This window comes from Palleronia sediminis (assembly GCF_004358695.1).
GTDB classification, from domain to species: Bacteria; Pseudomonadota; Alphaproteobacteria; order Rhodobacterales; family Rhodobacteraceae; genus Palleronia; species Palleronia sediminis.
In genome coordinates this window covers 1-287 of sequence record NZ_SNAA01000069.1, presented here as the reverse complement: position 1 = coordinate 287, position 287 = coordinate 1, and the positions used below count along the sequence as shown (strand labels likewise).

Sequence of the window (287 nt, the reverse complement as noted above, 5' to 3'; positions counted from 1 at the left end):
CCGGTTCCAGCGTGACAACCGGCGGCTGATTCTCCTCGCTATGCTGCACGCTAATCACATTGGAAGGGGCCGAACGACCGCTCTCGTTTTTCGCCGTCACCCGGTAGTAATACGTGTGCCCGAGCTGAAGCTGACGATAATCGTCGCGGAACAGAACCATGGTTTCCGGATTCCATTCGTTAACGCCATCGGAGATATCCCGGCCCACCACCGTCCACGGCCCGGTCGGTGAGGCGGCGCGTTCGACATCGTAGCTGCGTCCCACCGCAGCGCCCATCCAGTTGATC

Annotated in this window: 1 protein-coding gene; it reads right to left on the bottom strand. The window is 60.6% G+C overall.

What is annotated here, in order from left to right:
* Positions 1-287: fibronectin type III domain-containing protein (locus E2L08_RS16875; RefSeq protein WP_133398235.1), on the bottom strand; the 287-nt coding region annotated here is incomplete at both ends.